This is a genomic window from Streptomyces liliifuscus (genome assembly GCF_016598615.1).
Classification (GTDB): Bacteria; Actinomycetota; Actinomycetes; order Streptomycetales; family Streptomycetaceae; genus Streptomyces; species Streptomyces liliifuscus.
On sequence record NZ_CP066831.1, the window covers coordinates 5808791 to 5833094 of the forward strand.

Consider the following 24304-nt stretch of genomic DNA (forward strand, 5'->3'; position numbering starts at 1 on the left):
GCGCCCCGAAAGGGGCGCGGGGAACCGCGCGCCCAGCCCCCACCGACCCGCACCTGACGAACCCACCCGGCGGAGCCAGACCGTGATGGGACGGCAGCTACCAGTTGCCCTCTCCGGGCACCAGCCGCCCCGCCTTGCGGTACTCCCGCGCGGCGCCCTCCCGCAGATCGGCGGTGGTGACGGGCGCACCGCGCCCCGCGGCCGCGTAGGCGGCCGTGACGACCGCGCTGCGGATCGAGCCGCCGGCCATCTCGAAGGCGCGGGCGACCGCCGCAGGTTCGATGTCCTCGGCACACGGGACATGGGCGAGGCTGTGCCGCCACAGGGCCCGGCGCTGCTCGGCGTCCGGGAACGGGAAGTCGACCACCAGATCGAGGCGCCGGGTGAACGCCTCGTCGATGTTGGCCCGCAGGTTGGTGGTGAGCAGGGCGATGCCGTCGAAGGACTCCAGGCGCTGGAGGAGATACGCGCTCTCCATGTTGGCGTGCTTGTCGTGGGAGTCCCTGACCTCAGAGCGCTTGCCGAACACGGCGTCCGCCTCGTCGAAGAGCAGCACGGCGTCGGTGCGGTCGGCCTCGGTGAAGATCCGTTCGAGGTTCTTCTCGGTCTCGCCCACGTACTTGTCGACGATCGAGGAGAGCTGGACGACATAGAGGTCCAGGCCGAGTTCGGCGGCGACGACCTCGGCGGACAGCGTCTTGCCGGTGCCGGACTCGCCCGCGAAGAGCCCGAGGACACCGTGGCCCCGGCCGCCTCCGGCACTGAGCCGCCAGTCGCCGAGGACCTGGTCGCGGTGGCGGGCGCGCAGGGCGAGTTCGTGCAGCTGGGCGAGGGGCCTGTCCGGCAGGACGAGGTCCTCCCAGCCGACGTCGGGGCGGATCCGGCGGGCGTGCCGTTCGAGCCCGGACGCGGACTGCTGCCGCGCGGCGAGCCGCAGATGGGCTGCGGTCACCGGGGTGCCGTCGAACATCGCCAGGTCCCGGGCCGCGCGGGCCGCCCGCTCGATACGGTCGCCGCCGAGCCGGTACGGGGCGACTGTGGCGGCCAGGTCGAAACCCGGACCGTCGGCCCCGGCGCCGAGCGCGACCGACCAGGCGTCCACGGCACCCGCGTGCGGCCGGGGCGCGTCGAGGACCAGCGGGTCGCGCTCGCACCACTGGGGGTCGTACGGCCTGGCCCCGACGAGCACCACGGGCACGCCGGCCTCCGTCAGCGCCCGCAGCAGCGGGCCCGGCTTGTCCGGCAGCGGTGACACGACGATCGCGCGGTCGCGCAGCCGGGCCTCGCGGAGCACACGGGGGAGGACGTCGGAGAGGAGTTCGGGCAGGGGCTCCCCGGCGGCCGCGGGCGTGAAGTGCAGGGCCCCGACCCCCGCCGCGCGCAGGGCGGCCGCGGCGCACACCAGCCCGTCGCCCTCGCGGTGCTCGCGGAGATAGACGGTGCGGGGACCGACGGCCAGCCGGGCGGCCAGCCTGGCGGTGAACTCGTCGTGGGAGGGCGAGGGGGACGGCAGGGGCAGCGACGTCGGTGAGTCGAGCTGATGGAGGCTGCCGGCGAGCGCGGCGTCCGGGGTGTCGTCGCCGAGCAGATGCGCGACGAGCCGGTCCGGGACGCGCAACGAACGGCTGAGGAAGGGGCGTTCGGGTTCCTCGACGGTCAGCAGCCCGAGCGCGGTCAGCGGCGCCGAGGGGTGGAACCGGGCCCGCGCCTCGGCGAGGTGCGCGGGCAGCCCGCACAGGTCGAGCGCCAGCCCGGTGGTGGCCCGGCGCCTGCTGACGTCGTCGTTGAGGTACCCGTACAGCGGCTCGAAGGAGCGGTCCAGGTCCGGCGCGAGGGCGATGAGCAGGATCCGGGTGTCCAGCTCGGTCAGCTCCAGCCGCACCGCGAGCCGCTCCAGCCGGGCGGCCGGAGCGGACTCCATCCCTCCGGACACAGAGGTGCTTTCGGACACAGACGTGCCCCCGGGGACAGCCGCGTCCTCGGAGCCGGTCGCCGCCTCGAATCCGGCCGCGTTCTCGAACACGTCGGCGTACGGCACCGCCGTGGGCCCCAGCAGATGCCGTACGGCCTCGTCGGAGAGGTACAGCCCCCGCAGCGGATCGTCCGCCGTGGGGTCGACGGCGCTGCGGCTCAGGACCAACTCGGCGACCCGGTCGCGCAGTCGGGCGAGACGGACGAGGAGCGCGTCGGACGTGGCGGAGGCGTACGTGGTCACTTCTGCGGGTCTCCGGTGTCCGACGCGGTTGCCGGTTGTGCCGACTGTGCCGACAGCCGTGGCCGGTGGCTGCGCTCGGGCGAGTCGTCCAGTGTGCCGTCCATGCCGCGCACGCGGACCGCGCCCTCCGTGACCGGGGGACCGACGTCGTACTCGGGGAAGGCCGGGAAGGGCGCGGTGACCACGAGGTCGAGGGACGGTTTGAGCTCGCCGCCCAGGGCCGACCAGATCTCCGCCAGGGAGCGGGACTCGGTGTGCAGCCCCGCCACCGTCAGCGGGACGGACAGGCCCAGCGCGCCGAGCGCACCCGGGAGTTCGTCGGCGGCCAGGAGTTCGTGCGGCAGCATCGTGGCCAGCACCGCGGAGAGCAGCCGGTGTTCGTCCTGGGGCTGTTTGGTCCAGGCGGTGACCAGGTACGACAGCCGGAACCAGCGGGGCGGCTGGCGGCGGCGTACGACGATGTCGCGTTCGTCGCGGACGGAGACCTGGCCGCGCTGACGCCGGGAGACGTCCTCCCGGATGTCGTACAAGTAGGCGTTGACGGCGGGCGCGTTGCGCCGGGCCGCCCAGTCGCGGGTCGGGGCCTCGAAGGAGACCTCGATGCCGGAACCGGCGAGCGCGCCGCCCCCGAGCAGCCGCTTGAGGACCTCGTCCACCTCGTGGATCACCGTCGTGCTCCTGCCCTGCCGTGCCTGTGCCGTGTCGCCGCCGGAAGCCCGGCCGGCCCCTTGCCGGCACCGGTACCGCTGTCCTGACCGATCGTCTCCCGCGGGCTACCGGCTCCGCAGGCACGCCGGGGACGGACGCGGGGCAGACCGGGCTGCCCAACTGTCCATGTTCGATTGCCCGTTCGGTCAGATGTAGCCTTCCCGAAGGGCATGGGCCACGGCGTGCGCCCGGTTGCGCAGATGCAGCCGGGTGGTGAGCCCATGCATCACGTTCTTGACGGTCCGTTCGGAGTAGGACAGCTTGCTGGCGATCTCCCCGGTGTCGAGCCCCTCGGCGACCAGCCTCAGTACGTCCACCTCGCGAGGTGCGAGTCCCGAGTGGGGAGCGCCGGGATGGCCGGTCGCGGTGCGGTGCAGCGACCTCACCTGGTTGATCAGCCGGCCGAGCAGATCGGCGGGCAGATCGCCGTCGCCGCGGGAGGCCGCGAGAACGGCCTGCACCAGCCGGTGCGCGGTGGCCTCGTGGCGCCACACGATGGCGCCGGCGCCGGACTCGATGGCATCGAGGAGTTCGCTCTCGCGGATCGCGCTCACCACGAGGACGGCACGGGCCCCCTCGCTGCGCACGAGTCTGCGCAGCCGGGAGAGCGTGTCCTCGTCCAACGTGTCGTTGACCAGCAGTGCGACGGTGTCCGGCCCGGTCTCGGTCTCCTCGCGGAGGTCGATCACCTGGTGCTGCCGGAGCTGGCCGAGCACTCCCTCCCGGGAGATCGGGTCCCATGCGTGCACCGCGACCGGTATGCGGGACTCTGGCCCGTCCGTACCGGGAGCTGTGGTTCCGAATGAATTGCGCAACCGTATCCCCTATGTTCACGTACCCATCACCTCTGTGGGGTCCGTGACAGGCGTGCATCCACCACCCTTCTGTGACACGTGTGGTCGGCGCAATCGTGGATCACCACGAGACACACCACGAGATCGGCGGCACCGCGTTTCCGGCTCGTGGGTCATGTCACGCAACGAGGGTCCCGCTCCTTCCCGTCCCACACAGCGGAACGCACCACGGCCACGAGGGAGGCAGGGATGTCCGTAGCGCTGCGCGAACGCCGGGAGGAACTGGAGCTGGTGGCCGCCGAGGCCGAACGCGCCCGGTCCGGAGCCGGCCGTCTCGTCCTGCTGCGCGGCGCCACCGGCACCGGCCGTACCGCACTCCTGGAGGCCGCAGCCGAGCAGGCGGAGGCGGCCGGTATGCGCGTCCTGCGGGCCCGCTGCTCGCCGGACCAGACCTCCGTACCGTTCGGCGCCGTCTTCCAACTCCTCGCACACGGACCCGGGTTCGACTCGGCCGCGGGGGAGGAGCCGGACCCGCCCGGCACCCCGCCCCACCGGGGCAGGTCCGCGCGGCTGTGGCGGCTGCTGCGCTCGTACGCGGACGACGCGCCGCTCCTCGTGGCCGTGGACGACGTGCATCTCGCCGACGAGGCCTCGCGCCGCTGGCTGGTCGAGGCCGTGCGGCGGATCGACCGATTACCGGTACTGATGGTGGTGACCGAGCGCAGCCAGTACGACATCGATCCGCCGGCCGACGGGCTGGTGCACACGCTCTCCCCCGCGCTCGTCCGCACCCGCACGCTGGCCCCGCTGAGCGCCGGCTCCGCGGCGGAGCTGGTCCGTTCGGCCCTCGGCCGTCCCGTCCCGGCCGAGTGGGTGGACGACTGCGTACGGGCGGGCGCGGGTAGTCCGCTGCTGCTGCGTGCCCTGCTGGACGACCTCGGGGGCACCGCCCCGGAGGACGCCCGGGCGGCCCTGCCCGACAACTGCGCGGCGCTCTACCCGGGTTCCTACGCGGCCGCCGTGTCCTGGTGGCTGGACAGCGCCGGGCCCACGACCACCGAGGTCGCCCGAGCGCTCGCCGCTCTGGACGACGACGAGGAGGACGACGAGAAGGACGGGGACGGAGGCGGGCAGGGAGGTGGGAACGGCGGCGGGAACGGTGAGAGCGGCCGGGGCGGCCCCACGGACGCCGACGCCGAGCTGCTCGCCAGGACGGCGGACGCCGACCCCGCCCGCGTACCGGGCTGGCTCACCGCGATGACCGGCCTCGGGCTGCTGCGCCCCGGCCCCCGCCCCGGCGGACGGCCCCGCTATGCCCATCCGCTGCTGCGGGACGCGGTGCTGAGCAGCTGGTCGGGCGCCCTGCGGCAGGCGGCGCACCAACGGGCGGCCGAGGCGATGCTGCGCCGCGGCGACCGCGCCGAGGCGGTGGCCGGGCAGTTGCTGCGGTCCGCCCCGGTCGGCGAGGCCTGGGCGACGGGTGTCCTGCTGGACGCCGCCGGCCTGGCCGTCCGGGACGACCGCAGCGACGACGCCGTGGCGTTCCTGCGTCGCGCCCTCGACGAGCCGATGCCGGACGCCCGCCGGAGCGTGGTCCTCACCGAACTGGGCTCGCTGGAGTACGCGACCGTACGGTCGACGGCAGGGATACCGCGGCTCGCCGAGGCGATGCGACTGCCTGGGCTGCCACGCGACCGGGTGCGCGCGGCGGTGGCGCTGGGCACGGCGCTGGCCCGGCAGGGCGAGGCCCGCACCGCGATCGACGTGCTGCGCGGTCTGGAGAACGAGCATCTGACGGGCCATCCGGACCTGGTCCGCACGGTGCAGACGGCCTCGGCGCTGCTGTCCGACCACGACCCGGGGACACGGCGTGAGGTGTACCGCTGGCTGCGCGAGACCGCCGAGCGCTCGCCGCGGCTGGTCGGCACGGCCGGGCAGGCGCTGCTCGTGCGGTACGAGTCGACCGCCGGTCTGACCTCGGCGGCTTCGGCGATGCGCCGGATCCGCGCCCTGCTCGCGCGGCCGGCCGATCCGCTCGCGGAGGGGTTCCTGCTGGGCACGGCCGCCGCGGTCGCCCAGTGGGCCGATCAGCTCGACGAGGCCGAACGGCTCGTACGGCGCGGCCTGGCCGGACAGCGCACGTCCCTGCTGCACCCGATGCATCTGGCGCTGCTGAACGTACGGGTCGACATCGCCGCCGCCCATGGCGACTACGCCGAACTGCTCGCCGATCCCGGGGCGTCGAGCCCGGTCGCGGGCCGTCCCGATCCGGGCAACGCGCAGGCCCACGCGCTGATCGCGCTCGTCGAGACGGATCGTACGGAGGAGGCCACAGCTCTCGCGGACGGCTTCGACCTCCAGAACCCGCACGACTCCTGGGAGTTGAACCGCTTCCTGTACGCGCGCGGTGTCCTGCGCTCGGCCACCGGCGATCCGGCGGGCGCGCTCGGCGACTTCCTGGAGTGCGGGCGCCACCAGTCGGCACGGGATGTGGTGAGCCCGGTCGTCACCCCCTGGCGGACCGCGTCGGCGGAGTGCCATCTGGCGCTCGGCCGGCCCCGCCAGGCACTGGCCCTGGCCGAGGAGGAACTCCGTCTCGCCACGGTGTGGAACACGCCCCGGGTGCTGGGCCGGGCCCTGCGCGCCCTCGGCACGGCGACCGGCGGCCGCCGCGGCCTCGATCTGACGGAACGCGCGGTACGGATCCTGCGGCAGGGAGCCGACGCGGCGCCGGGCGGGACACCCGGGGCGACCCGAGAGGCAGCATCCGACGGTGGCGAGGTCGCGGCCCCGGGCGGAGAACCGGTCGACACGGAGTTGATTCCGGCGCTGATCGCACAGGGGCGCGGCCTCACCGCCGCCGGGGAGCGGGCGCGGGCCCGCGAGGCGCTCCGGGAGGCGGCCGAACGCGCCGAACGGCTGGGCGCGGTCCGGCTTCGGGCGTCCGCGGAAGCGGCCCTGCGCGAGGGCGGCGCCCGCCGGGCGGCGACGGCACGGACGGGGTCCGGGTCGCTCACCGCCAGCGAGCGCCGGATCGCGGAACTCGCCGCGCAGAGCCGTACGAACATGGAGATAGCGGAGCTGCTGCACCTGGCCCGGCGTACCGTCGAGACCCATCTGACCAGTGCCTACCGCAAGTTGGGCATCCGCCGCAGAGCGGAACTCGGCGCCGCGCTCATGGACGCCGGGTCCCGCTCCGGCCCGTCCGGCCCCGGCCCCGGCCCTGATCGGGACCGACACCAGGACCGGCGAGGCCCTCGGGCATAGGGCGTACGAGCCCTACTTGGTGGTGCGGTAGGCGCCGTGGACCGTCTGCTTCAGGGTGTTGCCGTCGGCGTCGGTGAGGGTGGCGCGCAGCGAGACCGTGCCGGGCTTGGCGGGGCTGCGCAGCTTGAGCAGCTTGCCGTTCACGGCGGTGGTGTTCCTCCAGGTCCTGCCGTCGTCGTAGGAGACGGCGAACGCGAGCTTGCGCAGGGTGCCGACCTTGGTGGCCGCGCCCTGGAGGGCGAAGGGCACGCTGAGGGTCGTACCGGCCTTGGCGGTACTGGCCGTCGACAGGCCGGGCGTGTAGCGGACGACGGTCAGCGGGAGCCGCTCGGGGCTGTCACCGGGGACATGGGCCGAGGTGAAGGTCCAGGTGGCGGTCGTACGGGTGCCGACCGGGGACTGCGCCGGAGCGCGGGAGGCATCCACGTCGAGCTTGTAGGTGCGCTTGCCCGCGGGAAGCGTGTACGACTCGCCGTCCAGCGGGGTGTTCACGGCGAAGATCTTCTTGCCGTCGGCGTGGAGCGAGCTCCTGGCCTTGGTGTGGGTGGAGACGCCCAGGTTGCCGGCGCCGTCGGAGAACAGGGGCACGGACGCCGTGAACGTGTCGCCGACGCGGACCGCTCCGGGGCGCTTCTCGCCGGGCGGGAGGGCGCCCTGCGGGAGGGACGGGCCGAAGACGCCGATGTTGAAGCGCTGGGTGTACTCCTTGCCCGCCGCGTACGCCCTGGGGGCGCTGACCTGCATGCCCTCCCAGGTCGGCTCGCCCTCGGAGTCGGGGGCGCCTTGCTGGCTGACCTGGTAGAACCACCTGATGCCGTTGGGCAGCACATAGTCGGTGCCGGTCAGCGGCAGACGGCCCTGGGTGTCGTAGAAGTTGAAGAAGCCGTCGGGCAGGAGCGGCGAGGCGACGATGGACGTGGTCCTGCCCTGGGCGGGCGACCCGGCCACGACCTTGATCCTGGTCAGCTCGTCGCGCTTCACGGTCTTGGTGAAACCGGACAGGTCGCCCGTACGGTTCCAGGCGAGCCGGTAGTTGACGGACTTGTGGTTCCAGATGCCGTGGTACATCGCGGTCGCCTCGGCGGCGGGCACCGGGGCACCGAACTGGCCGACGCGGATGCTGCCGAAGGACCGGGCGTCGTGCACGGTGGTGTAAGGCTCGTTGTTGACGTTGACACGGAGGAAGAACATCGCGCCCGCGGGCTCGGCCGCGCCCTCCGGCACGGTGATCTTGACGGGTTTCGTCTTCCGGGCGTCCATGACCAGGGTCGTGTCCTTGGTCAGCGCGAACTTCGGGTTCAAGAGCACGGACCGGCCACCGCCGCTGGTGAAGATCATCCCTTGCAGGGCGTAACGGCCCTTCGGCAGACGGATGGTGACCACGCCGTCCCGTTCGGCGACGGTATCCGTCCAGACGTCGTTGTCCAGTCCGTAGATGTTCGTCGCGGCGTCGGCCGCGGCCTTGCCCTCGAGGTCGAGGTGCTTGATGGTCAGGTCGTACGACTCGATCTCGCGGACCACGCCGAGGGAGGTGCGCGCGGTGGTGGCGCCGTCGGCGGTGGCGGCGGTCAGCGAGCCGCCGAAGCTGCCCTCGGCCGTTCCCACGCGGGTGTCGGCGGTCACGGTGGCGGTCGCCTCACCGCCCGCCGGGACGGTGAGCTGCCGCGGCGAGACGGTGAACAGGCCCTCGGCCGCGGGCTTTCCGTCGTTGCCGTAGGCCTCGGTGGCCAGGTCGAGGGTGACCGGCCCGGTGCCCGTGTTGCGGTACGTGACGTCCTTGGCGACCGGCCGGTCGTCGGTGTGGGGGTACTCCTGTGTCCCGAAGCCCAGCGAGGTCGGGCTGCTGGTGAGCTGCTGCGTGATCGCCCTGGTGACGTCCACCCGGCCGGTGCCCTGCGTGTACGCGGAGGTGGCGGCGGTCGGCTTCGCGGAGGCGGTGAGGGCGGCCTTGATCCGCGGGCCGGTCCAGTCCGGGTGCTGCTGGGCCAGGATCGCGGCGGCGCCCGCCACGTGCGGGGTCGCCATCGACGTACCGCTCATGGAGACATAGCCGTCGGCGGCGGGGTCGCCCATGGAACCCTCGGCTGCCTTGGCGGCGACGATGTCCACGCCCGGCGCGGTGATGTCGGGCTTGAGGAAGCCGTCGGCCGTGGGACCGCGGCTGGAGAACTCGGCGATGGCGTCCTCGCGGTCCACCGCGCCGACGGTGAGCGCGGCGGCGGCGCTGCCGGGCGTGCCGACGGTGCCTTCCTTGGGACCCTCGTTGCCGGCGGCTATGACGAAGAGGGCGCCGGAGTCGGCCGACAGGTCGTTGACGGCCTGTTCCACAGGGTCGATGCCGGGGGCGTCGGTGCCGCCCAGGCTCATGTTGACCACCTTGGCGCCCTGCTCGACGGCCCACTGCATACCGGCGATGACACCGGATTCGTCGCCGGAGCCCTCGTCGTCGAGCACCTTGCCGACAAGGAGCCGGGCACCGGGGGCGACGCCCGCGTACTTGGTGCCCGCGGGGGACGCGGCCCCCGAGCCCGCGATCGTCGAGGCCACGTGCGTGCCGTGGCCCGCGCGGTCGACGGTGTCCGCGGCGGCGGAGAAGTTCTTCTCCGCGTCGATACGGTCCTTCAGATCCGGGTGCGTGGCGTCGACGCCGCTGTCGAGGACGGCGACCTTGACACCCTTGCCGTCGTACCCCGCCGAGTGGGCCGCGGGCGCGCCGGTCTGCGGCACGCTCCTGTCCAGGCCCGCCCTCACCTTGCCGTCCAGCCAGATCTTCCTGACCTTCGAGGCGCCGGTGCCACTGGTGAGGGTCTCCCACAGGGCGGAGCCCTCGGACTTACGGGCCCGTACGGCGTCGCCGTTGATGCTCGGCAGATCCAGGCGGACCGTGGCGCCCGAGCTCCGGAACGTACCGGCCGACACGGACGTGCCCTTGTCGTACGTGACGATCAGCGGCACGTCGGAGCGGCGGGCGTCGTCGTAGCGCCCGCCGACCAGCCGCTTCACGTCGAACAGCCGCCGGTCCACCGTGCCGTTCGCGAGCAGCGGCTCGGCATCGCGCGGCACGACATACGCGCGGCCGGCGGCCTGCTGGATGCGGAAGCCGATCCCCTTGCGGCCCTCGGCGGCCACCACACCGGTGACCTTGCCCTTGGCGTCCAGGGCCACCTTGTCGCCGGTCACGAGCGTGACTGTCCTGGCGGAGGCGGGGAGGGGGGTATCGGCGAGGGCGGCCTGGGCGCCGCCGGACGTGCTCACCAGCAGTCCGGCGCCGAGCGCCGCCGCGAGAGCGGCAGCCGACGGGACCGTCACGACCGCTCGTTTCCTGTGCTTGTGCGACTTCAACTCGGGCCTTTCGACATGGTTCATGGCGATGTGATCGCCGGTTCGGGGCAGCGTCAGGGCGCGGCGGAGCGACACCGTGGCCGCTCGGCCGCGCACTGGGAGAAGAACTGCGAAGAGAATTGCGAGAAGAACCGCGAAGAGAACTGCGAGGGAGATCGGGCCGGACGAGGCGCCCGGCCGGACAGCGGCGCTCGGTCAGACAGCGGCGCTCGGTCAGACGAGGCGCTTACGGCCCCAGAGAATGACGAACGCGGCGATGCCGGCGGTCAGGGCCAGCAGGATCGAGGCGCCGAGCCACTGCATGGAGGACATCTGGGAGATCGGGATGTACTCGATGTTCCAGCCGACGACCTGTGCCTCCTCCAGGCAGGCGTTGGCGGCCTTCTCCGTCGGCTCGTTGCAGCTGCCGTAGCCGATGAGGTCGCCGGACGCGGTGAGGTAGGACTGGTCCACGACATGGGTGCCGTCGGGCAACTTCGGGAAGTTGTCTCCCCCGACACCGTTGGTCGTGACGGTGACGACGTCCCCGAGGGCCATCCGGAAGTGCGACCACACCATCTGCAAGGCGACGGCGAAGCCGAGGGCGACGACCATGGACAGCAGGGTCCGGCGCAGCAGCATGCCGATCGCGATGCCGCCGACGACGGTGAGCAGGGTGAGCGCCACGGGCACGGGTCCGCTGCTGTCGAAGGCGAGTCCGTCGGACCAGTCCAGCACGTACGACGACGACTTGACCGGTGACCACCACCAGGTGAACACGGCGGAGGCCGCCGCGGTGCACACCGCGACCACGAGTGCGGTCACCCCGAGCTTGGTGGCGAGCCAGCGGACGCGGCCGGCGGACTGCGCGTTGACCAGCTTGGCGGTGCCGCTCTCCAGGTCCCCGGCGAGCAGCGGCGCGCCCAGGAAGACACCGATCAGGACGGGCGCGTAGCCGAGCAGTTGGCCGGCCATTCTGAGCGGCCCCTGGTCGAACTTCTCCTCCCAGCCGGACTTCAGGCCGTCGATGGAGCCGTATTCGTCGAGGTACATCATCATCTGCTGGCGCCCGTAGACCATCACCGCGACGGTGATCGCGGCGGCGGCCAGCAGGGTCCAGTACGCGGCCCGGTGCTGACGCCAGACGAGCCAGTTCATACCGCTGAGCCGCAGGCCACGGCCACGGCCGGCCCGGGTGTGGGCGGATTCGGCGGGGGCGGGGCTGCCGGTGCTGGTCATCGTGCTCATGCCGCCACCGCCTGCGGGGCGACGTAGGAGCTGGGACTGATCAGGGGCGGTGCCTCGGGGGAGCGCAGATAGGCGAGCAGGAGTTCCTCCAGGTTCGGGGTGCTCGCCTGCCAGGGGCCGCCGCTGACCGGCCCGTCGGGGCGGACCAGCGCGGTGAACTGCCGTCCGCTGGTGCGGGTTTCGACGACGGTGTGGTACGCCACCTCGGGGGGCGTCCGCCCGTCGGAGTGGACCCCGGTCAACACGGCGTGGGCGGTGCGGAGTTCGTCGACCTCACCGGCGAGCCGCAGCCCTCCTTCGGCGATGACCAGCAGGTAGTCGCAGGTGTTCTCCAGCTCGGCGATCATGTGGGTGGACATCAGCACGGTGGTGCCGCGCTCGGCGGCCTCGGCCAGCAGGGTGCTCATCAACTCGTGGCGCACCAACGGGTCGAGGTCGGACATCGGCTCGTCGAGGAGCAGCAGGTCCGGTCGCTTGCCGAAGGCGACGGCGAACGCCACCCGGGTGCGCTGGCCGCCGGAGAGGGTGCCGATCTTCGCCTCGAAGGGCACATTGCCCGCGCGGACCATGTCCTCGGCGGCCCGCTGGTCCCAGCCGGGGTTCAGCTCACGGCCGAGCCGCAGGGTCTCGGCGACGGTGAAGCGCTTGAACAGCGGCTTCTCCTGGGCGAGGAACGCCGTACGCCGGCCGGCCTCCGCGGACTGCGGGGCCGCGCCGAACACCCGCAGGGTGCCGGTGGTCGGCTCCAGCAGGTTGGCGGCGATGGACATCAGCGTGGTCTTGCCGGCGCCGTTGGGGCCCACGAGGCCGCAGATCCGCCCGGCCGGCAGCCGGAAGGAGCAGTCGCGCAGGGCCCAGCCCCGGCGGTACCTCCTGCCGACCGCGTGGGCCTCCATCGCGGACTCGCCGGTGAGGCCCCCGTATCCCCCGTAACCCGTCCCGTTGCTCATCGTCCCTGCCCCCTGCTCCCGGCGGCCGCCCTGGTCTCGGCGTACCGCTCCTCCATCACGGACGTGACCAGCGCGGTCACGTCCTCCTGTTCCAGACCCGCTTCGTGGGCCCGGTCCATCCACGCCTCCAGTTCGCCCCGCAGTGGTGAATCGGCCCCCGCCTGAGGAAGGGCCAGTGACTGGCGGACGAAGGTGCCCAGACCCGGCCGCAGTTCCACCAGGCCCTCCCGGTCCAGCTCGCGGTAGGCCTTGAGCGTGGTGTTCGGGTTGACCGCGGAGGTCGCCGCGACCTCCTTGGCCGTCGGCAACTGGTCCCCGGGCACGAGTACGCCGAGGCGCAGGGCCTGCTTGGTCTGCTGGACGATCTGCTGATAGGCGGCCACCCCGCTCCGCCTGTCGATCCGGAACTCCAACCTCCATCACCACCCTTTAGCTAATGAACTAGTGGATTGATGGTGGCGATGATGGGGCACGGATCGCGTACCTGTCAAAGACCCCAGGTCGCCGCCACGCCGGGGGCGGGCCCTCCAAGGTGGATGCCTTGACCTGAAGCAAAGTTGAGGTTCTACGTTTCCCGCATGGACACCACGAACGCCAGGAAGCCCGCACTCTCCGCCCACGACACCGACGAGCGCCTGATCCGCGAACTCGTCGCACGCAGCCAGGAAGCCCAGACCGACCCGGAGGTGCTGCCCGCCCTGCACACCTCCGACCTCGTGCTCATCAACCTCGCGGGCCGGCGTGTCTTCGGACGGGAGGCCTTCGCGTCGGCCATGACCGCGGCACTCGCCTCCCCGCTCCGGGACGTCAGGACCACACTGGAGGTCGACGACATCCGCTTCGTACGGCCCGACGTCGCCGTCGTGAGCCTGACCAAGACGGTTCACGACGAACGGCCGGGCACGCAGGACCCGTCCGACTTCCCCGCGCGCGGCGCGATGACCTACGTCCTGACCCGCGACGAGGACGACGTCTGGCACATCGCCCTGGCCCAGACGACCCCGATCGCCTGAGCCCGGCACGACAACACCCCATGTCCCGGGGCTGAACCAGGACATGGGGTGCTTCGTTACGGGGGTGGGGCTCTCAAGCCCCGGCCGGTTCACCGGCCGGGGCTCCGGTCACTTCACGGGCTGGGGCTCCGGTGTGCTCTCCGACTCGGCCTCGCCCGCCGGGGGTTCGTCGTCGACCGGGGTCTTCACGGAGTCGAGCAGCAGCTGGGCCACGTCGACGACCGTGATGGACTCCTTCGCCTTGCCATCGTTCTTCTTGCCGTTGACCGAGTCGGTCAGCATGACGAGGCAGAACGGGCAGGCGGTGGAGACGATGTCCGGGTTCAACGACAGAGCCTCGTCCACGCGCTCGTTGTTGATGCGCTTGCCGATCCGCTCCTCCATCCACATCCGCGCGCCACCGGCACCGCAGCAGAAGCCGCGCTCCTTGTGGCGGTGCATCTCCTGCTGGCGCAGGCCCGGGACGGCCGACATGATCTCGCGCGGAGGCGTGTAGATCTTGTTGTGACGGCCCAGGTAGCAGGGGTCGTGGTAGGTGATGAGGCCCTCGACCGGGGTCACCGGGATCAGCTTGCCCTCGTCGATCAGGTGCTGGAGCAGCTGGGTGTGGTGGATGACCTCGTAGTCGCCGCCGAGCTGCGGGTACTCGTTGCCGAGGGTGTTGAGGCAGTGCGGGCAGGTCGCGACGATCTTCTTCGCGGACTTGGGCTTCTTCGACTCGGCGGTGAAGTTGCCCTCGTCGTCCATCTCCTCGCCGAACGCCATGTTCAGCGCGGAGACGTTCTCCATGCCGAGCTCCTGGAAGAGGGGCTCGTTGCCCAGGCGGCGGGCGGAGTCGCCGGTGCACTTCTCGTCGCCGCCCATGATCGCGAACTTGACGCCCGCGATGTGCAGCAGCTCGGCGAAGGCCTTGGTGGTCTTCTTGGCGCGGTCCTCAAGAGCACCCGCACAGCCGACCCAGTACAGGTAGTCGACCTCGGACAGGTCCTCGATGTCCTTGCCGACGACCGGGATCTCGAAGTCGACCTCCTTGGTCCACTCCAGGCGCTGCTTCTTCGCCAGACCCCAGGGGTTGCCCTTCTTCTCCAGGTTCTTGAGCATCGTGCCCGCCTCGGACGGGAACGCGCTCTCGATCATCACCTGGTAGCGGCGCATGTCGACGATGTGGTCGACGTGCTCGATGTCCACGGGGCACTGCTCGACACAGGCGCCGCAGGTGGTGCAGGACCACAGCACGTCGGGGTCGATGACGCCGTTCTCCTCGAGGGTCCCGATGAGGGGCCGCTCGGCCTCGGCGAGGGCCGCGGCGGGCACGTCCTTGAGCTGCTCCGCGGTCGCCTTCTCGTTGCCCTCCATGTCCTTGCCGCCACCGGCGAGCAGGTAGGGGGCCTTGGCGTGGGCGTGGTCCCGCAGCGACATGATCAGCAGCTTCGGGGAGAGCGGCTTCCCGGTGTTCCAGGCGGGGCACTGCGACTGACAGCGCCCGCACTCGGTGCACGTGGAGAAGTCGAGGATGCCCTTCCAGGAGAACTGCTCGACCTGGGAGACACCGAACACGTCGTCGTCGCCCGGATCGGTGAAGTCGATCGGCTCGCCGCCCGACGTCATCGGCAGCAGGGCGCCCAGCGCGGTGCCGCCCTCGGCGTTCCGCTTGAACCAGATGTTCGGGAAGCCGAGGAAGCGGTGCCAGGCGACACCCATGTTGGTGTTCAGCGCGACGGTGATCATCCAGATCAGCGAGGTGCCGATCTTGATCATCGCGACGAGGTAGACGAGGTTCTGGAGCACGCCGAGGGAGAGCCCCTTGAAGGCGAGGACCAGGGGGTACGAGGCGAAGTACGCGGCCTCGTAGTGCTCGACGTGGTGGATCGCGCCCTCAAGGCCGCGCAGGGTGTAGATGGCGAGGCCGATGGTGAGGATGACGTACTCGACGAAGTACGCCTGCCAGGCCTTGGAGCCGGCGAAACGGGACTTGCGGCCGGCCCGGGAGGGCAGGTTCAGCAGCCGGATCGCGATGAGCACGACGATGCCGACGATCGTCATCACGCCGATGAACTCGATGTACATCTCGAACGGCAGGAAGCCGCCGATGACCGGCAGCGTCCAGTCCGCCTCGAAGAGCTGGCCGTACGCCTGCGCGAGGGTCGGCGGCAGCGTCAGGAAGCCGATCGCGACGAACCAGTGGGCGAAGCCGACGATGCCCCAGCGGTTCATCCTGGTGTGACCCAGGAATTCCTTCACCAGGGTGATCGTGCGAGCCTTGGGGTCGTCGGTGCGGCTGCCCGCCGGCACCGGCTGGCCCAGCTTCACGAACCGGTAGATCTGCGCGACGGCTCGGGCGATGAGCGCAACGCCGACCACGGTCAGGACCAGCGACACGATGATCGCGGCGAGTTGCATTTCGGGACTCCTCGGGCCTGCGAGGTTCTCTTCGGGGTGGGTCTCCCGGTTCCCCGAAGATTGATTACTAAGCGGTAACTTATGCAGTCCTCTGAGACTACCCACTCCTGTGTCCGCACTGTAGTCAGGGGTGCGGTGATCTGCGTCGCTGAGGCTTGCCTGAGTGAGTCGTGCCCCTTTGGGGGCACGGGGAACTGTGTGACCAGCCCCCACGGACCCGCAGTCAACGGCCGACCCGCAGGTCAGGGCCTAATTGCGCGTAAGGGTGAGATAAGAGTTGAGCCCCCAAGACTCACCTCTGTTGACCGAGCGCTGAGCGTCGTGCACACTTGAGCCTGTTCCACTCAAGTCATTGCTGGAGGAATTGAAATGGCACGTGCGGTCGGCATCGACCTGGGCACGACTAACTCCGTCGTCAGCGTTCTGGAGGGCGGTGAGCCCACCGTCATCACCAACGCCGAGGGCGCCAGGACCACGCCGTCCGTCGTCGCCTTCGCCAAGAACGGTGAGGTGCTCGTCGGAGAGGTCGCCAAGCGCCAGGCGGTCACGAACGTGGACCGGACCATCCGCTCTGTGAAGCGTCACATGGGCACGGACTGGTCGATCGAGCTCGACGGGAAGAACTTCAACCCGCAGCAGATGAGCGCGTTCATCCTGCAGAAGCTGAAGCGCGACGCCGAGGCGTACCTGGGCGAGAAGGTCGCGGACGCGGTCATCACCGTCCCGGCGTACTTCAACGACTCCGAGCGTCAGGCGACGAAGGAGGCCGGCGAGATCGCGGGCCTGAACGTCCTGCGCATCGTGAACGAGCCCACCGCGGCCGCCCTCGCGTACGGCCTCGACAAGGACGACCAGACGATCCTCGTCTTCGACCTCGGTGGCGGCACGTTCGACGTGTCCCTCCTGGAGATCGGTGACGGCGTCGTCGAGGTGAAGGCCACGAACGGCGACAACCACCTCGGTGGTGACGACTGGGACCAGCGCGTCATGGACTACCTGGTCAAGCAGTTCTCCGCGGGCCACGGCGTGGACCTGGGCAAGGACAAGATGGCCCTCCAGCGCCTCCGCGAGGCCGCCGAGAAGGCCAAGATCGAGCTGTCCTCCTCCACCGAGACCTCGATCAACCTGCCCTACATCACCGCGTCCGCCGAGGGCCCGCTGCACCTGGACGAGAAGCTCACGCGCGCCCAGTTCCAGCAGCTCACCGCTGACCTTCTGGAGCGCTGCAAGACGCCGTTCCACAACGTCATCAAGGACGCGGGCATCCAGCTCAGCGAGATCGACCACGTCGTTCTCGTCGGTGGCTCCACCCGTATGCCCGCCGTCGCCGAGCTCGTCAAGGAGCTGACCGGCGGCCAGGACGCCAACAAGGGTGTGAACCCGGACGAGGTCGTCGCCATCGGCGCCGCCCTCCAGGCCGGTGTCCTCAAGGGCGAGGTCAAGGACGTCCTGCTCCTCGACGTGACCCCGCTGTCCCTCGGTATCGAGACCAAGGGAGGGATCATGACCAAGCTCATCGAGCGCAACACCACGATCCCGACCAAGCGGTCCGAGATCTTCACGACGGCCGAGGACAACCAGCCCTCCGTGCAGATCCAGGTCTACCAGGGCGAGCGCGAGATCGCGGCGTACAACAAGAAGCTCGGGATGTTCGAGCTGACCGGTCTGCCGCCGGCCCCGCGCGGGGTCCCGCAGATCGAGGTCGCTTTCGACATCGACGCCAACGGCATCATGCACGTGACCGCGAAGGACCTGGGCACGGGCAAGGAGCAGAAGATGACCGTCACCGGCGGCTCCTCGCTGCCGAAGGACGAGGTCGACCGCATGCGCCAGGAGGCCGAGCAGTACGCGGACGAGGACCACCGTCGCCGCGAGGCCGCCGAGTCCCGCAACCAGGGCGAGCAGCTCGTCTACCAGACGGAGAAGTTCCTCAAGGACAACGAGGACAAGGTCCCCGGTGACGTCAAGACCGAGGTCGAGGCGGGCATCGAGGAGCTGAAGACCGCTCTCAAGGGCGAGGACACCACCGAGATCCGTACGGCCACCGAGAAGGTCGCCGCCGTCTCCCAGAAGCTCGGCCAGGCGATGTACGCGGACGCGCAGGCGTCGCAGGGTGCCGCGGGCGCCGAGGCCCCGGGTGCCGACGAGGGCGCCGGTGCCAAGGCCGCCGACGACGACGTCGTGGACGCCGAGATCGTCGACGAGGACCGTGACCGCAAGGACGGTGCCGCGTGACAGAGGAGACCCCGGGCTTCGACGAGCAGCCCGACGTCCCCTCCGGCGCCACCCCTGAAGACGCCGAGCCGAAGCCTGCCCCCTCCGTAGAGGAGGGGGCGGCCCAGGCCGGGGACGCGGCAGCAGCAGCACAGATCGCGGGCCTCACCGCCCAGCTGGACCAGGTGCGCACGGCGCTCGGCGAGCGCACGGCGGACGTCCAGCGGCTCCAGGCCGAGTACCAGAACTACCGCCGCCGGGTCGAGCGCGACCGGATCGCGGTCAAGGAGATCGCCATCGCGAACCTCCTGACCGAGCTCCTGCCCGTGCTCGACGACATCGGCCGCGCGCGGGACCACGGCGAACTGGTCGGCGGCTTCAAGTCGGTGGCCGAGTCGCTGGAGACCGTCGCGGCGAAGATGGGTCTGCAGCAGTTCGGCAAGGAGGGCGAGCCCTTCGACCCGACGATCCACGAGGCCCTGATGCACAGTTACGCACCGGACGTCACCGAGACGACGTGCGTGGCGATTCTGCAGCCGGGGTATCGCTTCGGCGAGCGCACCATCCGCCCCGCGCGGGTGGCCGTCGCCGAGCCGCAGCCGGGCGCGCAGACGGTCAAGGGCGACGAGACGGACGCGACCCAGGCGGCCGACGACAAGGAGAGCGGTGGCCCGGAAGAGGGCTGACGTGAAACAGGGCGTACGCGCGCCCGTATGCAGCACGAACACCAAGCGCGTACGTGACAGTGGCGTGCGGAAGGAGGGGCGTCGAGGATGAGCACCAAGGACTTCATCGAGAAGGACTACTACAAGGTCCTCGGCGTCCCCAAGGACGCCACCGAGGCCGAGATCAAGAAGGCGTACCGGAAACTCGCCCGCGAGTACCACCCGGACGCCAACAAGGGGAACGCGAAGGCCGAGGACCGCTTCAAGGAGATCTCCGAGGCGAACGACATCCTCGGGGACCCCAAGAAGCGCAAGGAGTACGACGAGGCCCGCGCCCTCTTCGGCAACGGCGGGTTCAGGCCGGGGCCCGGCGCCGGAGGCGGCAACTTCAACTTCGACCTGGGCGACCTCTTCGGAGGCGGCCCGGGTCAGGGCGGAGCGGGCGGCCAGGGCGGCGCCGGCGGCTTCGGCGGCGGTATCGGTGACGTGTTCGGCGGGCTGTTCAACCGCGGTGGCGCCACCACCGGCACGCGTACGCAGCCGCGGCGCGGCCAGGACATCGACACCGAGGTCACGCTCAGCTTCACGGAGGCCGTGGACGGGGCGACCGTTCCTCTCCGCATGACCTCGCAGTCCCCCTGCAAGGCCTGTTCGGGCACCGGCGACAAGAACGGCACACCGCGCGTGTGCCCGACCTGTGTCGGCACCGGCCAGGTCGCGCGGGGCTCGGGCGGCGGCTTCTCGCTGACCGACCCGTGCCCCGACTGCAAGGGCCGCGGCCTGATCGCGGAGCACGCGTGCCTGGTCTGCAACGGCTCGGGGCGCGCCAAGTCGTCCCGCACCATGCAGGTCCGTATCCCTGCCGGGGTGTCGGACAACCAGCGCATCCGGCTCCGCGGCAAGGGCGCACCGGGCGAGCGGGGCGGACCGGCGGGCGATCTGTACGTCACCGTGCATGTGGACGCGCACCCGGTCTTCGGCCGCAAGGGCGACAACCTCACCGTCACCGTCCCCGTCACCTTCACGGAGGCGGCGCTCGGCGGCGAGGTCCGCGTGCCCACGCTCGGGGGACCCCCGGTCACCCTGAAGCTGCCCCCGGGCACACCCAACGGCCGTACGATGCGCGCCCGTGGCAAGGGCGCGGTCCGCAAGGACGGCACCCGCGGGGACCTGTTGGTCACCGTCGAGGTGAGTGTCCCCACGGACGTGACGGGGAAGGCTCGTGACGCGCTCGAGGCGTATCGCGAGGCCACCGCGGACGAGGACCCGCGGGCGGAGCTGTTCCAGGCCGCGAAGGGAGCATGAGGACACCATGGACGCAACCGGACGCCGTCGACAGAGTTCTTATTCCGCATATGAGCTGACGGAAGAAACACCGGTGTACGTCATCTCGGTGGCCGCCCAGCTCTCCGGCCTGCACCCGCAGACCCTCCGCCAGTACGACCGCCTCGGCCTGGTCTCCCCGGACCGCACGGCCGGGCGCGGCCGCCGCTACTCGGCCCGTGACATCGAACTGCTGCGCACCGTCCAGCAGTTGTCGCAGGACGAGGGCATCAACCTCGCCGGCATCAAGCGCATCATCGAGCTGGAGAACCAGGTCGCCGCGCTCCAGTCCCGCGTCGCGGAGATGGAAGCGGCCCTGGACGGCGCGGCGGCCGCGATGCAGCAGCGCGAGGCCGCCGTCCACGCCTCGTACCGCCGCGACCTGGTCCCGTACCAGGAGGTCCAGCAGACGAGCGCGCTGGTGGTGTGGCGCCCGAAGCGACAGCAGTCGGACTGACACGCGCGTGTAGTCCGACACTTGCAGGCACACAGGAGGGGCCCGGAGATTCGACCGAATCTCCGGGCCCCTCCCACGTGTTGCGATCATGTACGGGACTACTGGACTACTGGACTACCGGACTACTGATCCACGGATCCGTTGGATTCACGGGGGGAATGGAGCGTTTCCATGGCGATGGTGGGGCTGTTCTGGATCGCCGAGGGCGATGTGTATGTGGGAGCGAAGCCGTCCGGGCGTGCCCCGGGAGTGCGGCTGACGCCGGAGGGGGTCGTGTCGCTCGGCGACGGCAGCTCGGACCTGTGGCCGTGGGACAAGGTGCGTGGACTGACCGTCGAGGATGTCCCGTTGAAATCCGTCAGGCGTCAGATCAGCGTGATGGTGGACATGGTGCTGACCGTGACCAGCTTCGGCGAGACCGATGCGCCGCCGATGATGAGCTTCGTCGTCGACACGGCCGACGGGACCACCGATCTGACCGTGTACGCGGCGGCGTCCAGCTACTCCCAGGAGGAGTACGACCTCTCGCTGTCCCTCCTGGCACACCTGACGGCGGGCGAGGCCACCCTGCGGGCGACGCTGGCCGCCATGGCGCAGTGGGGCCGGGCCCACGAGGGCGGGTCGCCCCGGGCGGCGGAGCGGGAGGGGTTGCTGCGGGAGTGGGTCGGGGTCGGCAGCCTCTCGTGAGCGGCCGGGCACCGGGGGCGGCGGGGCCTCAGGCGCGCCCGGCTCACGGACGTGCCGCGACGAAGACGAACTCCCGGCCGGGCCGGTCGGGAGCGTCGCGCACATCCCGCACGACGTACCCCTGCGCGGCCAGGTCCGCCTCGATCTCGTCCCGCTCGCGGAAACAGAGGGTCGATTCCGAGGTGAGCACCTGTCCGTCCGCGGCGAACACATAGGTGTGGCGGAACGTCACCAGCGGCCCGTCGACCTCGACCAGATCGTCCCAGCCCTCGACCGCGCCGACGCCCGGGATCTCCGTAACCCCGTACGAGGCCTCGCGGGTCCACTCCTCCCAGGCGCGCCGGGCCGGATCCCGGGTCTCGAAGACGAAATGCCCGCCGGGCCGCAGGGCTTCGTGGACGCCCCGCAGGGACTCCCGCCACATATCCGGACCGGCCAGCTGCTGGGCGGCGTTCCCCGTCATGGTCGCGAGGTCGGCCTGGAGCGGCGGGAGGGTGGTGGCGTCACCGTGGATCCAGCGCACCCTTTCGCTGCCGGGCCTGCCCCGGGCCACGTCGAGGGAGGCCCGCGCGGGATCGACGCCGACCACCTGGATCCCGCGATCGGCGAGCAGGAGCGCGAACACCCCTGTCCCGCAGCCGATGTCCAGCACCTGACGCGCCCCGAACTCCTCCGCGATGCCGACGTACGCGTCGAGGTCGCTCCGATCGGGATCGAGCACGTCGTAGATCGCCGCGAGCCGAGGATGCCCGAAGGCCTCGCCCGCCATCAGGAGTTGGGACCCGCGAGGCCCTGCGGGCCGCCGCTGAACGTCGACTTCTGTCGGCTGAGCTCAGACATCCGCGTCTCCCCGGAGGGTGTGGAGGGTGTGCTGGACGAGGGCCGGAGAGTCCTTCGCGGAGTGTGCCTCCGGGGGCCAACGATACGTCGATCGGGGCAGGGTGTAATCAGTGCGCCGCCGGAACAGCGGCCCCCTCTCGCGGCCTCAACCGGATGCCTCAACGCCCTTTCGCCTGCCCGCCACGCGGCGTTCCCGCAGGCTCACGGCCCACGATGCCAGTGCGAGGCAGACGGGCAGGTACACCCACAAGTAGGAGGCACCGGAACCCGCGAGGAGAAACCATGACGACACCGCAGCCGTGAGCAGTGCGGTGGGCAGCCACTGACGCCAGGGCGGCAAGTGGCTCATTCGAAGGACTGACCAGGCCATCCAGGCGAACACGCACAGGACGGGGATGCCGAAGATCATCCAAGGCTCCGGAACGTAGAGGCGGACGTCGGGCCCGAGCGAGCCCGCCGAACGTACCGCCTGCTCCCGGGACCGGTCCCGAAGGTCCTGGGCAGCAGAGCGCGGTCGCCGTTGCCGGGGAGGGGCCGGCCCGGTCGCGGGCAGGAGCCGGGGAGTTGAATCCGCCGGCCCCTACCCGGCAACCGTCCTTTCCGGTGAGCGGAACGGCGGGGCTATCGGCCCAGGGTCTGCCAGACCGTGAGGGCCAGTGCGAGGCATGACGTGGCCGCCGCCAGGGACGGCAGGGGCCAGCGGGTGCGTTCCAGGGCCTCGATACGGGTCTCGTGCTCGTCCAGGGTCTTGTCGGTCTGGTCGGCGCGCTGGAGAAGGAGCGCGAGGTCGCCCCGGGTGGTGGCGAAACCGACGTCGACCGAGCGACGCAGCCGCTCCAGCTCCAGAACGACCTCCTCCGCCTCAGTGATCGTCATCGGGCGGCACCTCTTCCCGGCGTTCCTCGAACAGGGTCCGGAATGCCGTACGCAGGGCTCTGCGCACGGCATTGGCATCGACATCGGCGTAGGTCATGATGGCGCTCCTCCTCGTGCCTCTTGTCCTTCGGGTGTGGGAACTGCACGGTCCTGACAGTGGGGGTTCAGATGTACGGCCCTGCGATACCGGTCGCCATGGTGGATCGAACGGAATCAACTTCCTTGTGATGCGGTTCACGGCAGAAGACGGCAGGAGCCTGCAAGCGAAGGTGGGGCCCTTCAGGAGCCCTCCTGCCCTCGTCGGAGGTGTCACCGACGTGGTCCATGACCCGAAGGACCTGTCCAACGTCGGGACACCCGGCCAGATGACGAGCGGAAGGGTGGCCCTGCCGACGGCCATCGCCTCCGGTCTGATGCTCGCTCTCTCGCTCCTCTTCCTGTTCTTCGGCGCGTGATGAGCAAGTCCGGGCAACACGAAGCGGCAGGCCCGCCGCCCGTCCTCCGGGCGCAGCTCTGCCGCTGCATCCACTGTGACACCGGTCGGGGAATCATGCAACTGGCCTATGCCGGGCGGCTATTCGACGGGATCAGTGGTCGTGGTGCCGGGCGAGGTGTGTCGTCCGTTCGGCGGCGAAGACGTCCTCCAGGCGGAAGAGGCGCCGTCGGCCCTGTGTGCCCGCGGGCCGCAGATGGCCGCGCTGTACCCACTTGCGGATGGTCGCGGTCGTGACGCCCGCCTCGTCGGCGGCCAACTCGGCGGTGATCAAAGGAGTGTTGACAGCCTTGCTGACGTTCGTGGCTCCGGTCATCAGTGCTCGGCCTCCAGTAACCGCCCGCACGCGGGGTTGACGCATCTGATCTCGGCCCGCTCCGGTAACGCCCGCAGTGAGACGCAGTCGCAGGCGGGGCAGCGGCCCGGCAGCCGTACGAGTTGCTCCGGGTCGCCGAGCGCGCGGGCGCAGCGTGCGGCCATCCGCCGGGTCTCTTCCTCGACGTGCGGGGCGAGCAGCGGGTCGGCGGCGATGCGGTCCAGCAGTCCGGAGATACGGCGCAGCCGTACCGGTACGGAGGCAGGGGGCACCGGCCGCAGGCCGAGTCGTTCACGTACGGCCTCCTCCAGTTCGACGACTCCGTCGGTGATGTCCCGTACGGCGTCGGAGACGTACAGGCGGACCGGAGCGGTCGTGCCGCCGACGGGTCCGTCGCCCCGGCGCTCACGCGGTCCTCCGTGGGCCGCGGGGGCCAACTCCTCGACGAGGTCCGGGAAGCGGCGGACGAGCGAGGCGATCCAGACGGCTCCACCGTGGTCCTCGCTCATCGGCCGAC

20 protein-coding genes are annotated in these 24304 nt (G+C 70.9%); 8 read left to right on the forward strand and 12 right to left on the reverse strand.

The annotated features are described in order from the left end of the window. Positions 1–97: 97 nt before the first annotated feature. From JEQ17_RS24925 to JEQ17_RS24935, 3 genes are all read right to left on the reverse strand, one after another. Entirely contained in the window at positions 98–2215 is a 2118-nt protein-coding gene (locus JEQ17_RS24925; RefSeq protein ID WP_200397283.1) for an ATP-binding protein, read from the reverse strand. After that, positions 2212–2883 (reverse strand): DUF4255 domain-containing protein, encoded by a 672-nt coding sequence (locus tag JEQ17_RS24930; protein ID WP_200397284.1) that lies wholly within the window; start codon positions 2881–2883, stop codon positions 2212–2214. The genes JEQ17_RS24925 and JEQ17_RS24930 overlap by 4 nt, the downstream gene beginning before the upstream one ends. Positions 2884–3069: 186 nt before the next feature. Then, positions 3070–3738, reverse strand: coding sequence for a helix-turn-helix transcriptional regulator (locus tag JEQ17_RS24935; RefSeq protein WP_200397285.1), 669 nt, complete (start codon positions 3736–3738; stop codon positions 3070–3072). Between the two features lie 228 nt (positions 3739–3966). Between JEQ17_RS24935 and JEQ17_RS24940 the strand changes: the two genes are divergently transcribed. Then, positions 3967–6984 (forward strand): AAA family ATPase, encoded by a 3018-nt coding sequence (locus tag JEQ17_RS24940; protein ID WP_200397286.1) that lies wholly within the window; start codon positions 3967–3969, stop codon positions 6982–6984. A 12-nt stretch (positions 6985–6996) separates the two neighbouring features. Here JEQ17_RS24940 and JEQ17_RS24945 read toward each other — a convergent pair whose 3' ends face one another. The 4 genes from JEQ17_RS24945 to JEQ17_RS24960 all read right to left on the reverse strand — a co-directional run bounded on the left by JEQ17_RS24945 (position 6997) and on the right by JEQ17_RS24960 (position 12916). Then, a complete protein-coding gene (locus JEQ17_RS24945; protein WP_200397287.1) occupies positions 6997–10350 on the reverse strand; it encodes a S8 family serine peptidase in 3354 nt (1117 codons plus the stop codon). 189 nt (positions 10351–10539) lie between these two features. After that, positions 10540–11553 (reverse strand): ABC-2 transporter permease, encoded by a 1014-nt coding sequence (locus JEQ17_RS24950; RefSeq protein WP_200397288.1) that lies wholly within the window; start codon positions 11551–11553, stop codon positions 10540–10542. Continuing rightward, entirely contained in the window at positions 11550–12503 is a 954-nt protein-coding gene (locus tag JEQ17_RS24955) for an ABC transporter ATP-binding protein (protein WP_200397289.1), read from the reverse strand. The genes JEQ17_RS24950 and JEQ17_RS24955 overlap by 4 nt, the downstream gene beginning before the upstream one ends. After that, positions 12500–12916: a GntR family transcriptional regulator gene (locus tag JEQ17_RS24960; protein ID WP_200397290.1), complete on the reverse strand. Its 417-nt coding sequence runs from the start codon at positions 12914–12916 to the stop codon at positions 12500–12502. The genes JEQ17_RS24955 and JEQ17_RS24960 overlap by 4 nt, the downstream gene beginning before the upstream one ends. Before the next feature lie 165 nt (positions 12917–13081). On the opposite strand from JEQ17_RS24960, the gene JEQ17_RS24965 reads away from it, so the two are divergent. Continuing rightward, positions 13082–13516: an SgcJ/EcaC family oxidoreductase gene (locus JEQ17_RS24965; protein WP_200397291.1), complete on the forward strand. Its 435-nt coding sequence runs from the start codon at positions 13082–13084 to the stop codon at positions 13514–13516. A 108-nt stretch (positions 13517–13624) separates the two neighbouring features. On the opposite strand, the gene JEQ17_RS24970 is transcribed toward JEQ17_RS24965, so the two are convergent. After that, the gene (locus JEQ17_RS24970; RefSeq protein ID WP_200397292.1) at positions 13625–15916 is read right to left on the reverse strand and encodes a (Fe-S)-binding protein; all 2292 of its coding nucleotides are present in this window, start codon (positions 15914–15916) and stop codon (positions 13625–13627) included. A gap of 369 nt (positions 15917–16285) precedes the next feature. On the opposite strand from JEQ17_RS24970, the gene dnaK reads away from it, so the two are divergent. The 5 genes from dnaK (at position 16286) to JEQ17_RS24995 (ending at position 21262) form a co-directional block, all read left to right on the forward strand. After that, a complete protein-coding gene (dnaK, locus tag JEQ17_RS24975) occupies positions 16286–18151 on the forward strand; it encodes a molecular chaperone DnaK (protein ID WP_200397293.1) in 1866 nt (621 codons plus the stop codon). Beyond that, positions 18148–18816: a nucleotide exchange factor GrpE gene (grpE, locus tag JEQ17_RS24980; RefSeq protein ID WP_200397294.1), complete on the forward strand. Its 669-nt coding sequence runs from the start codon at positions 18148–18150 to the stop codon at positions 18814–18816. Before dnaK ends, grpE begins: the two co-directional genes overlap by 4 nt. Positions 18817–18903: 87 nt before the next feature. Then, positions 18904–20100: a molecular chaperone DnaJ gene (gene dnaJ, locus JEQ17_RS24985; RefSeq protein ID WP_200397295.1), complete on the forward strand. Its 1197-nt coding sequence runs from the start codon at positions 18904–18906 to the stop codon at positions 20098–20100. A 7-nt stretch (positions 20101–20107) separates the two neighbouring features. After that, entirely contained in the window at positions 20108–20575 is a 468-nt protein-coding gene (locus tag JEQ17_RS24990; RefSeq protein ID WP_055615521.1) for a heat shock protein transcriptional repressor HspR, read from the forward strand. Between the two features lie 171 nt (positions 20576–20746). After that, positions 20747–21262, forward strand: coding sequence for a hypothetical protein (locus JEQ17_RS24995; RefSeq protein ID WP_200397296.1), 516 nt, complete (start codon positions 20747–20749; stop codon positions 21260–21262). Positions 21263–21305: 43 nt separating this feature from the next. On the opposite strand, the gene JEQ17_RS25000 is transcribed toward JEQ17_RS24995, so the two are convergent. Together JEQ17_RS25000 and JEQ17_RS25005 are read right to left on the reverse strand one after the other, a co-directional pair. Continuing rightward, positions 21306–22031 (reverse strand): class I SAM-dependent methyltransferase, encoded by a 726-nt coding sequence (locus tag JEQ17_RS25000; protein ID WP_200397297.1) that lies wholly within the window; start codon positions 22029–22031, stop codon positions 21306–21308. 692 nt (positions 22032–22723) lie between these two features. After that, positions 22724–22978 (reverse strand): hypothetical protein, encoded by a 255-nt coding sequence (locus tag JEQ17_RS25005; protein WP_200397298.1) that lies wholly within the window; start codon positions 22976–22978, stop codon positions 22724–22726. Positions 22979–23295: 317 nt separating this feature from the next. On the opposite strand from JEQ17_RS25005, the gene JEQ17_RS25010 reads away from it, so the two are divergent. Beyond that, positions 23296–23433, forward strand: a complete 138-nt coding sequence (locus tag JEQ17_RS25010) for a hypothetical protein (RefSeq protein WP_200397299.1) — start codon at positions 23296–23298, stop codon at positions 23431–23433. A gap of 132 nt (positions 23434–23565) precedes the next feature. Here the strand turns inward: JEQ17_RS25010 and JEQ17_RS25015 are convergent, their stop codons facing one another. Further along, complete coding sequence (locus tag JEQ17_RS25015; RefSeq protein ID WP_200397300.1) at positions 23566–23787, reverse strand: helix-turn-helix domain-containing protein; 222 nt, start codon at positions 23785–23787, stop codon at positions 23566–23568. After that, positions 23787–24296 carry a hypothetical protein gene (locus JEQ17_RS25020; protein ID WP_200397301.1) on the reverse strand — a complete coding sequence of 170 codons (510 nt, stop codon included), beginning with the start codon at positions 24294–24296 and terminating at the stop codon, positions 23787–23789. Before JEQ17_RS25020 ends, JEQ17_RS25015 begins: the two co-directional genes overlap by 1 nt. Positions 24297–24304: the final 8 nt, after the last annotated feature.

Coding starts and splice junctions, on each gene's coding strand:
- JEQ17_RS24940 (WP_200397286.1), top strand. CDS start 3,967: ATGTCCGTAGCGCTGCGCGAACGCCGGGAGGAACTGGAGCTGGTGGCC.
- JEQ17_RS24945 (WP_200397287.1), bottom strand. CDS start 10,350: ATGAACCATGTCGAAAGGCCCGAGTTGAAGTCGCACAAGCACAGGAAA.
- JEQ17_RS24950 (WP_200397288.1), bottom strand. CDS start 11,553: ATGAGCACGATGACCAGCACCGGCAGCCCCGCCCCCGCCGAATCCGCC.
- JEQ17_RS24955 (WP_200397289.1), bottom strand. CDS start 12,503: ATGAGCAACGGGACGGGTTACGGGGGATACGGGGGCCTCACCGGCGAG.
- JEQ17_RS24965 (WP_200397291.1), top strand. CDS start 13,082: ATGGACACCACGAACGCCAGGAAGCCCGCACTCTCCGCCCACGACACC.
- JEQ17_RS24970 (WP_200397292.1), bottom strand. CDS start 15,916: ATGCAACTCGCCGCGATCATCGTGTCGCTGGTCCTGACCGTGGTCGGC.
- dnaK (WP_200397293.1), top strand. CDS start 16,286: ATGGCACGTGCGGTCGGCATCGACCTGGGCACGACTAACTCCGTCGTC.
- dnaJ (WP_200397295.1), top strand. CDS start 18,904: ATGAGCACCAAGGACTTCATCGAGAAGGACTACTACAAGGTCCTCGGC.
- JEQ17_RS24990 (WP_055615521.1), top strand. CDS start 20,108: ATGGACGCAACCGGACGCCGTCGACAGAGTTCTTATTCCGCATATGAG.
- JEQ17_RS24995 (WP_200397296.1), top strand. CDS start 20,747: ATGGCGATGGTGGGGCTGTTCTGGATCGCCGAGGGCGATGTGTATGTG.
- JEQ17_RS25000 (WP_200397297.1), bottom strand. CDS start 22,031: ATGGCGGGCGAGGCCTTCGGGCATCCTCGGCTCGCGGCGATCTACGAC.
- JEQ17_RS25005 (WP_200397298.1), bottom strand. CDS start 22,978: ATGACGATCACTGAGGCGGAGGAGGTCGTTCTGGAGCTGGAGCGGCTG.
- JEQ17_RS25015 (WP_200397300.1), bottom strand. CDS start 23,787: ATGACCGGAGCCACGAACGTCAGCAAGGCTGTCAACACTCCTTTGATC.
- JEQ17_RS25020 (WP_200397301.1), bottom strand. CDS start 24,296: ATGAGCGAGGACCACGGTGGAGCCGTCTGGATCGCCTCGCTCGTCCGC.